Consider the following 7,781-nt stretch of genomic DNA (forward strand, 5'->3'; position numbering starts at 1 on the left):
AGTGCAGCTTACAACCCCGCCGCCAACCGCGAACCCTGATCAATCGCACGCTTGGCATCGAGCTCAGCCGCCACGTCCGCGCCGCCGATGAGGTGTACGGACTGCCCTGCTTCGAGCAGCCCGTCATACAATTCGCGCAATGGGTCCTGTCCGGCGCAGATCACGATGTTATCCACGGGCAGCAGTTTCTCTTCAGCCTCACCGATACGAATATGCAGGCCCGCGTCATCGATTTTCAGGTACTCGACGCTGTTGAGCATCTGCACCTGTTTGTTCTTCAGGCCCGTGCGATGGATCCAGCCGGTTGTCTTGCCCAGGCCGTCGCCGACTTTGGAAGCCTTGCGCTGCAACAGAAATACCTGACGCGCTGGCGCATGCAGCTCCGGCTTGATGCCTACTACCCCGCCGCGTGCTTGAAGGGTGGTATCAATGCCCCACTCTTTCCAGAAGGCGGTGCGATCCAGGCTGGTGGACACGCCCTGATGGACCAAAAACTCCGAGACGTCGAAACCGATCCCGCCCGCGCCGATCACGGCAACGCTATGGCCTACCGGCTTGCGTCCCAGAATTACATCCAGGTAGCTCAACACCTTGGGGTTATCGATACCCGGAATCGCCGGGGTGCGTGGCGCGATCCCGGTGGCGAGGATTACCTCGTCGTAGCCTGCGCCGAGCAAATCCTGCACCGCCACTCGGGTATTCAAGCGTACATCGACACCGGTGGTTTGCAGCTTGCGGCCGAAATAACGCAGGGTTTCGAAGAACTCCTCTTTGCCCGGTACCCGCTTGGCGATGTTGAACTGGCCGCCGATTTCACTGGCCGAATCGAACAGGGTCACCTGATGCCCACGCTCAGCCGCCACCGTGGCCGCCGCCAGACCTGCGGGGCCAGCACCGATCACGGCGATTTTCTTGCTGTGGCGGGTGGGGATGTAGTTGAGCTCGGTTTCGTGGCAGGCCCTTGGGTTGACCAGGCAACTGGTCAACTTGCCGCCGAACGTATGGTCGAGACAAGCCTGATTACAGCCGATGCAGGTGTTGATTTCATCGCTGCGCCCGGCGGCCGCCTTGTTGACGAACTCCGGGTCAGCCAGGAAAGGTCGCGCCATGGACACCATGTCCGCATCACCCTCACTGAGGATCTGCTCGGCGATTTCCGGCGTGTTGATGCGGTTGGTGGTGATCAGCGGGATAGCCACCGAGCCACGCAGCTTGGCCGTGACTTTACTGAAGGCTGCGCGCGGCACTTTGGTGGCGATGGTCGGGATCCGCGCTTCGTGCCAGCCAATGCCGGTATTGATGATCGTCGCGCCAGCCTGCTCGATGGCTTTGGCCAGCTGTACGATTTCCTCCCAACTGCTGCCGCCTTCCACCAGATCCAGCATCGACAGGCGAAAGATGATGATGAACTCCGGGCCAACCGCTTCACGCACCCGACGCACGATTTCCACAGGCAGACGCATGCGGTTTTCGTAACTGCCGCCCCAGCGGTCGGTGCGGTGATTGGTGTGAGCCGCAAGGAACTGGTTAATGAAGTAGCCTTCGGAGCCCATGATCTCGACGCCGTCGTACCCGGCGCTTTGCGCCAGCGTCGAACAGGTCACGAAATCGGCGATCTGCTTCTCGATCCCCTCTTCGTCCAGCTCCCGAGGCTTGAACGGGTTGATCGGCGCTTGAATGGCGCTGGGGGCGACCTGGTTCTTGCTGTAGGCATAACGCCCGGCATGCAGGATCTGCAGGCAGATCTTGCCGCCCGCTTCATGCACCGCCTGAGTCACCACACGATGGTTGTCGGCCTCTTCAGCCGTGGTCAGCTTTGCCGCCCCGCCGTATACGCCGCCTTCTTCGTTGGGTGCGATGCCGCCGGTCACCATCAAACCGACACCGCCTCGGGCCCGCTCGGCAAAATACACCGCCATGCGTTCGAAGCCGCCCGGCTTTTCCTCCAGGCCGGTATGCATCGAGCCCATCAGCGTGCGGTTGCGCAAGGTGGTAAAGCCCAGATCAAGCGGGGCAAGCAGGTGCGGGTAAGGGGCGGCGGCCATAAGAACTCCATCAAGCAGGATCACGGGATGCGGATGCCTTGGGCAACCGTCGATTATTCAGGCCCTGTCGGCCCGTTCATTGCGCCACAGTAAAGAGCCAGCACGTCGCACTCAATGACTGTAGATGACAAGTTAATGATCATAGCGCGCAAACGGTTTTACCTATCAAGCCCTTAGTCTCTCTGTATTGGCCGACCTTTGGACGTCGACTAGGCTTGATCTGGCGCTGGTGCACGTGGGCCCACAAAAAGATCGATCCGGTCAAGGCTCAGCCTGTGCCCTTTGACTCATCGCAACCCGCAAGCCTGAGCGGGTCGGATAGTTGGATACAACGACCAGAGGTATACACCATGGCAACAGAAGGAAAATGCCCGTTCAACCAAGCGGCTGGTGGTGGCACCACGAACCGTGACTGGTGGCCCAACCAGCTGAATCTGAAAATCCTGCATCAACACTCACCGCTGTCCGACCCGATGGGCGAGCACTTCAATTACGCCGAAGCCTTCAAAAGTCTGGACTTCGAAGCTGTAAAACAGGACCTGCGCGCGTTGATGACCGAGTCGCAGGATTGGTGGCCAGCAGATTTTGGTCACTATGGTCCCTTGTTCATTCGTATGGCCTGGCACAGCGCCGGCACCTACCGCACCGCTGACGGGCGTGGCGGCGCGGGTGCCGGTCAACAGCGCTTCGCTCCGCTCAATAGTTGGCCGGACAACGTCAGCCTGGATAAAGCCCGGCGGCTGATCTGGCCGGTTAAACAGAAGTATGGACAAAAAATCTCCTGGGCCGACCTGATCGTACTGACCGGTAATGTCGCGCTGGAATCCATGGGTTTCCAACCTTTCGGTTTCTCAGGTGGCCGTGCTGATGTCTGGGAGCCAGACGAAGCGGTTTACTGGGGTTCGGAGAAAACCTGGCTGGGCGGCGACACCCGTTACGGCAAAGAAGCACAGCCGCCAGGCGAAGGCGTATTGGTGGCAGAGCCGGATAAGCACGGCACCGAGCAGAGTCGTACCGACCAGGGACGTAATCTGGAAAACCCACTTGCCGCCGTGCAAATGGGCCTGATTTACGTCAACCCGGAAGGCCCGGATGGTAATCCCGACCCCGTCGCGTCGGCCAAAGACATCCGCGAGACGTTCGGACGCATGGCCATGAACGACGAAGAAACAGTGGCATTGATCGCAGGCGGCCACGCCTTCGGCAAGACCCATGGGGCGGGACCCGCAGACAACGTCGGCGCCGAACCTGAAGCCGCCGACATCGAGCAGCAAGGCCTGGGCTGGAAAAACAGCTTTGGCTCCGGCAAGGGCCCGGACACCATTACCAGCGGTCTGGAAGTGACCTGGACCACTACCCCGACCCGATGGAGCAACAACTATCTGGAGAACCTTTTCGGTTTCGAATGGGAGCTGACCAAGAGCCCGGCCGGAGCTCACCAATGGCGACCAAAGGACGGCGCTGGCGCGGGGCTGATTCCCGACGCCCACGATCCATCGAAACGACACGCACCGACCATGTTGACATCGGACCTGGCGCTCCGCTTTGACCCGGCTTATGAGGCGATTTCACGGCGTTTCCTGGAGAACCCCGACCAACTGACGGACGCCTTTGCTCGCGCCTGGTTCAAGCTGACCCACCGGGACATGGGCCCACTTTCACGCTATCTGGGTCCGGAAATGCCCAGTGAAGAACTGATCTGGCAGGACCCGATTCCAGACGTGGATCACGCACTGGTCAATGAAGGCGATATTGCCGCACTGAAGAGCAAAATTCTTGAGTCCGGCCTTTCGGTTTCGCAACTGGTGTCAACTGCCTGGGCGGCGGCCTCGACGTTCCGGGGCTCGGACAAGCGCGGCGGCGCCAACGGCGGACGTCTGCGCCTGGCACCGCAGAAGTTCTGGCAGGCCAACCAGCCGGAACAACTGGCCAACGTACTGCAAACCCTTGAAGGCATCCAGCAGGCATTCAACAGCGCGCAAACTGGAGGCAAGAAAATCTCCCTTGCTGACCTGATTGTTCTGGCCGGTTGCGCAGGTGTCGAGCTGGCGGCAAAGAACGCCGGTCACTCCATTACCGTGCCGTTCACGCCGGGGCGTACCGATGCCTCGCAGGAACAGACCGATGTGGAGTCATTCGGCTTTCTTGAACCCATCGCCGACGGCTTCCGCAATTACCTGAAGAGTCGCCACGGTGTTCCTGCCGAGGCCTGGCTGATCGACAAGGCTCAATTGCTGACGTTGACCGCGCCCGAGATGACCGTGCTGCTGGGTGGCCTGCGGGTGCTCAATACCAACGTCGGACAAACCCGGCATGGAGTCTTCACCGAGCGACCTGAGACGCTGAGCAATGATTTCTTCGTCAATCTGCTGGGCATGAACACCGAATGGAAAGCGGTTTCCGACGCTAAAGAGGAGTTCGAAGGACGTGATCGCAAGACTGGCGCAGTGAAGTGGACCGGAACGCGTGTCGACCTGGTATTCGGCTCCCATGCCCAGTTGCGTGCTCTGGCAGAGGTTTATGCCAGCGCCGATGCGAAGGAGATCTTTGTGCAGAAGTTTGTCGAGGTGTGGGACAAGGTGATGAACCTGGATCGGTTTGATTTGAGGTAAACCGGTCAATTTGCCAACGCTTGCGCCTGTAGGAGCGCGCTTGCCCGCGAGGAAGTGAGTACAGTCGACGAAATGTGTAGTCTTGAAATCCAATCGCGGGCAAGCGCGCTCCTACAGTTCTGTGTTGATATGGAAAATGAAAACCAATAAAAAAGTTCGTTAACCCGTTGTTTTCCCGTACGCTCGGGCGCACTTCACCTGTGTCCCACCATTCGGAAACGCCAGCCTTCCAATTCCCTATGCGTACATTCTTCACTATCGTCCTCGGCCTTGGGCTCATCGTTGCACTCGCCGGCTATGGCATCTGGACCGAACAGCGTCCTGTGGGTCATTACCTGTCTGACTTACGCATTCAACTGGCGGTCGATGAAGGTCAGCCGAGTGAGCGCGGCAACATGCTGGGGATCCAGCCCGAGCTGTTTCCTGCCGATTATCAAAGCATCGCCCGTCTGCATCGCAAACTGGCGGCCTATCTGCAGCAGGCTCGCGACCAGGGTCTGATCAACAGCCGAACCCTGGTGGTATTGCCCGAGCATGTGGGCACCTGGTTGTTTGCCAGCGGCGAAAAGAATCAGGTCTACGAGGCCACCACCATCGACGAAGCCATGACCTGGGTGTCGGCCAGCAACCCGTTGAAGTTCATTGCGGCGATGATGCAGGCCAAGGGCGACAACCGCTTGGACGATGCCCATTTGCGCATGAAGGCGCCGGCCATGGCTGCTGATTATCAAACCCTGTTTGGCGGGCTCGCCAGGGAATTTGGCGTCACTCTGGTAGCAGGTTCCATCGTACTGCCCGAGCCGAGCATCGACGGCGGCAAGCTGAAAACCGGCAGCGGGCCGTTGTACAACAGCAGCGTAGCCTTCGGCAGCGATGGTCTGCCCATCGGCCAGCCCCAGCGGCAGTTGTTTCCCAATGCCTACCAACGCAACTACATCCATGCCGCTGGCGACACCGAGTTGAACGTGTTCGACACGCCAGCCGGTCGGCTCGGCATTCTGATCGGCAGCGACAGCTGGTATCCCGGCAACTATGCCAGCCTCAATGCCAAGGGTGCCGAGCTCATCGCAGTGCCCGCCTTTGTCATCGGCGCGGATAACTGGGCGCGTCCGTGGCGTGGCTATCGGACACCTGATATCGCCGCCAAAACCGACGCCCCCGCCGATGTCAGTGAAGGCGAAGCCTGGCAGCGTCTGACCCTGACCAGTCAGGCACCTATCAGCACAGCCAGGGCCGGGATCAGTGTGTTCATGCGCGGCCAACTCTGGGATCAAGGCAGTTCGGGCCACAGTTTCGCCAGCCGCGACGGCCAGCACATCGTCGAACCACTGGCCGACGATAAAGCCAATCACGGCGCACGCCTGATCAACATCTGGTTGTGACCATGAGCACCTCACCGACTCGACTGGGTGATCTGTCTACCGGCTTTGTGCAGAATCTGGCGGACGCGGTGCGCAGTTTCGGCCACGACCCCGCGCCTCTGTTGGCGCAATACGGGCTGAACGCTGCGTGGCTGGCCGAAGCCGGGGGTCGACTGTCGATACCCCGCTATATGCGCCTGGGTCACGCAGCGATTCAGCTCACAGGGCAGCCCGCACTGGGTTTACGCATGGGCCAGGTGAGCCGGATCAGCCAGGCGGGTCTGGCGGGCGTGACGGCTGGGCAGGCTCCGACCGTGCGAGAGGCAGTCAGGACCCTGATTCGTTTCGAAGCGCTGTACGGCTCCAATTATCGCGGGCAGTCATCCTTTCACGAAGATGCCGACGGTGCCTGGCTGCGTTTCTATTCCATCAGTCCCTACAACGGCTACAACCGTTTTGTGGTGGACTCGATTTTCGCCGGTTGGCTACAACAGCTATCCGCCTTGAGCGGTGTTGAGGTGCGAGCGCAGAAAATCGAGATCGAATTCGATGCTCCAGACTATGCCGCCGATTACAGCGGCTTGAGCGTGCAGCCCGTTGTTTTTGCCGCAGGCGCCAATCAACTCAGGCTCGATCAGGCGGCACTCGGTCTGCGCAACCCGCAGCATTGCCCAAGTACCTGGCAGCATTTGCTGCAACTCTGTGAGAAAGAACTTGAGCAACTGACCCGCACCCGTAGCCTGCGCGAACGCATCACACGACTACTGGGGCCGCAGCTGAATGGGGGACGGGAACCGGATCTTGAGGAAATCGCCGCCAGACTCAAGCTGCCGGCCTGGACGTTGCGTCGCAAGCTGGCCGAGGAAGGCACGGGGTTTCGCCGTATCCTCAACGACACCCGCCGGGATCTTGCCATGACCTACATTCGTGATACTGAACTGGCGTTCGGGGAGATCGCTTACCTGCTTGGCTTCGCTTCAGCCGAAGCCTTTCAACGCGCCTTCAAGCGCTGGTGCGGCCAGACACCGGGAGAGTTCAGGCGTGGGCAGCGTCTCTCACGATAAACTCCAAACCCGTAGGAGCGCGCTTGCCCGCGATGGCGTTGTGTCAGATGCCATCAACGTTGGATATGCCGATGTCATCGCGGGCAAGCGCGCTCCTACAAAGCATTTAGATTCAGCTTCACAACTCAGTCGCATCGTCCGCCGGCTCCAGCGGTTCAAATTCAAAAGCCTGATATTCCAGCAGTTCTTCTTGGTAGTCGTCCATAACGCGTGCCCTCTTGGCTGTTCTTTAAATGACGTGATTCACTGACCATGGCCTTCACCATAAAGTGCCAAGGTGAAGGAAAAATGTCTCGCTAGTTAAAGATACGTGGCGCGCTGAGTGCGATTTAGTGGCTTGACTTGCTCTGCGCAACCGAAATAGTCTTCGCGTCATGAACTCAAATCAGCACGTCTTCGGCCAGATTATTATTACCGCCATTCCAGTTATGGCGGGTTAGCCGACGCGTGCACCCAACCCGCCCTAGAGGCGGGTTTTTTCTGTCTCCTGGGCCAAACCACAAGAACCAGGAGTCAGACATGATCATCATTCAAGCCGCCCTCTTCGCTTCCAACATTCAACGCATCGTTACCCACAGTACGGGGACGACGCGATGACCGATCTGCTCAATCATTACGCCCGCAAGATCCTCACCTCCCGCGTCTACGACATCGCCGTGGAAACCCCGCTGCAAGGTGCCCGTCAGCTGTCCGAGCGCC

General features: G+C 59.5%; 5 protein-coding genes. 4 read left to right on the forward strand and 1 reads right to left on the reverse strand.

Features of this window, described 5'->3' with window-relative positions:
* Window positions 1-8: 8 nt before the first annotated feature.
* The gene (locus tag IV01_RS11340; RefSeq protein WP_032629016.1) at window positions 9-2,045 is read right to left on the reverse strand and encodes an NADPH-dependent 2,4-dienoyl-CoA reductase; all 2,037 of its coding nucleotides are present in this window, start codon (window positions 2,043-2,045) and stop codon (window positions 9-11) included.
* 350 nt (window positions 2,046-2,395) lie between these two features.
* Here IV01_RS11340 and katG point away from each other — a divergent pair, with 350 nt between their 5' ends.
* The 4 genes from katG to IV01_RS27075 form a co-directional block, all read left to right on the forward strand.
* Window positions 2,396-4,657, forward strand: coding sequence for a catalase/peroxidase HPI (gene katG / locus IV01_RS11335; protein WP_032629017.1), 2,262 nt, complete (start codon window positions 2,396-2,398; stop codon window positions 4,655-4,657).
* A gap of 239 nt (window positions 4,658-4,896) precedes the next feature.
* Window positions 4,897-6,039 (forward strand): carbon-nitrogen hydrolase family protein, encoded by a 1,143-nt coding sequence (locus IV01_RS11330; protein ID WP_032629019.1) that lies wholly within the window; start codon window positions 4,897-4,899, stop codon window positions 6,037-6,039.
* 2 nt (window positions 6,040-6,041) lie between these two features.
* Complete coding sequence (locus IV01_RS11325) at window positions 6,042-7,082, forward strand: AraC family transcriptional regulator (protein WP_032629021.1); 1,041 nt, start codon at window positions 6,042-6,044, stop codon at window positions 7,080-7,082.
* Window positions 7,083-7,675: 593 nt separating this feature from the next.
* A partial coding sequence (locus tag IV01_RS27075) for a hypothetical protein (protein WP_418903536.1) occupies window positions 7,676-7,781 on the forward strand: 106 nt, incomplete at its 3' end.

It is taken from the genome of Pseudomonas syringae (genome assembly GCF_000737245.1).
GTDB lineage: Bacteria > Pseudomonadota > Gammaproteobacteria > Pseudomonadales > Pseudomonadaceae > Aquipseudomonas > Aquipseudomonas syringae_J.

Bases quoted from the DNA above. Each gene is read 5' to 3' on its own strand.
- IV01_RS11340 (WP_032629016.1), bottom strand. From the start codon at position 2,045: ATGGCCGCCGCCCCTTACCCGCACCTGCTTGCCCCGCTTGATCTGGGC.
- katG (WP_032629017.1), top strand. From the start codon at position 2,396: ATGGCAACAGAAGGAAAATGCCCGTTCAACCAAGCGGCTGGTGGTGGC.
- IV01_RS11330 (WP_032629019.1), top strand. From the start codon at position 4,897: ATGCGTACATTCTTCACTATCGTCCTCGGCCTTGGGCTCATCGTTGCA.
- IV01_RS11325 (WP_032629021.1), top strand. From the start codon at position 6,042: ATGAGCACCTCACCGACTCGACTGGGTGATCTGTCTACCGGCTTTGTG.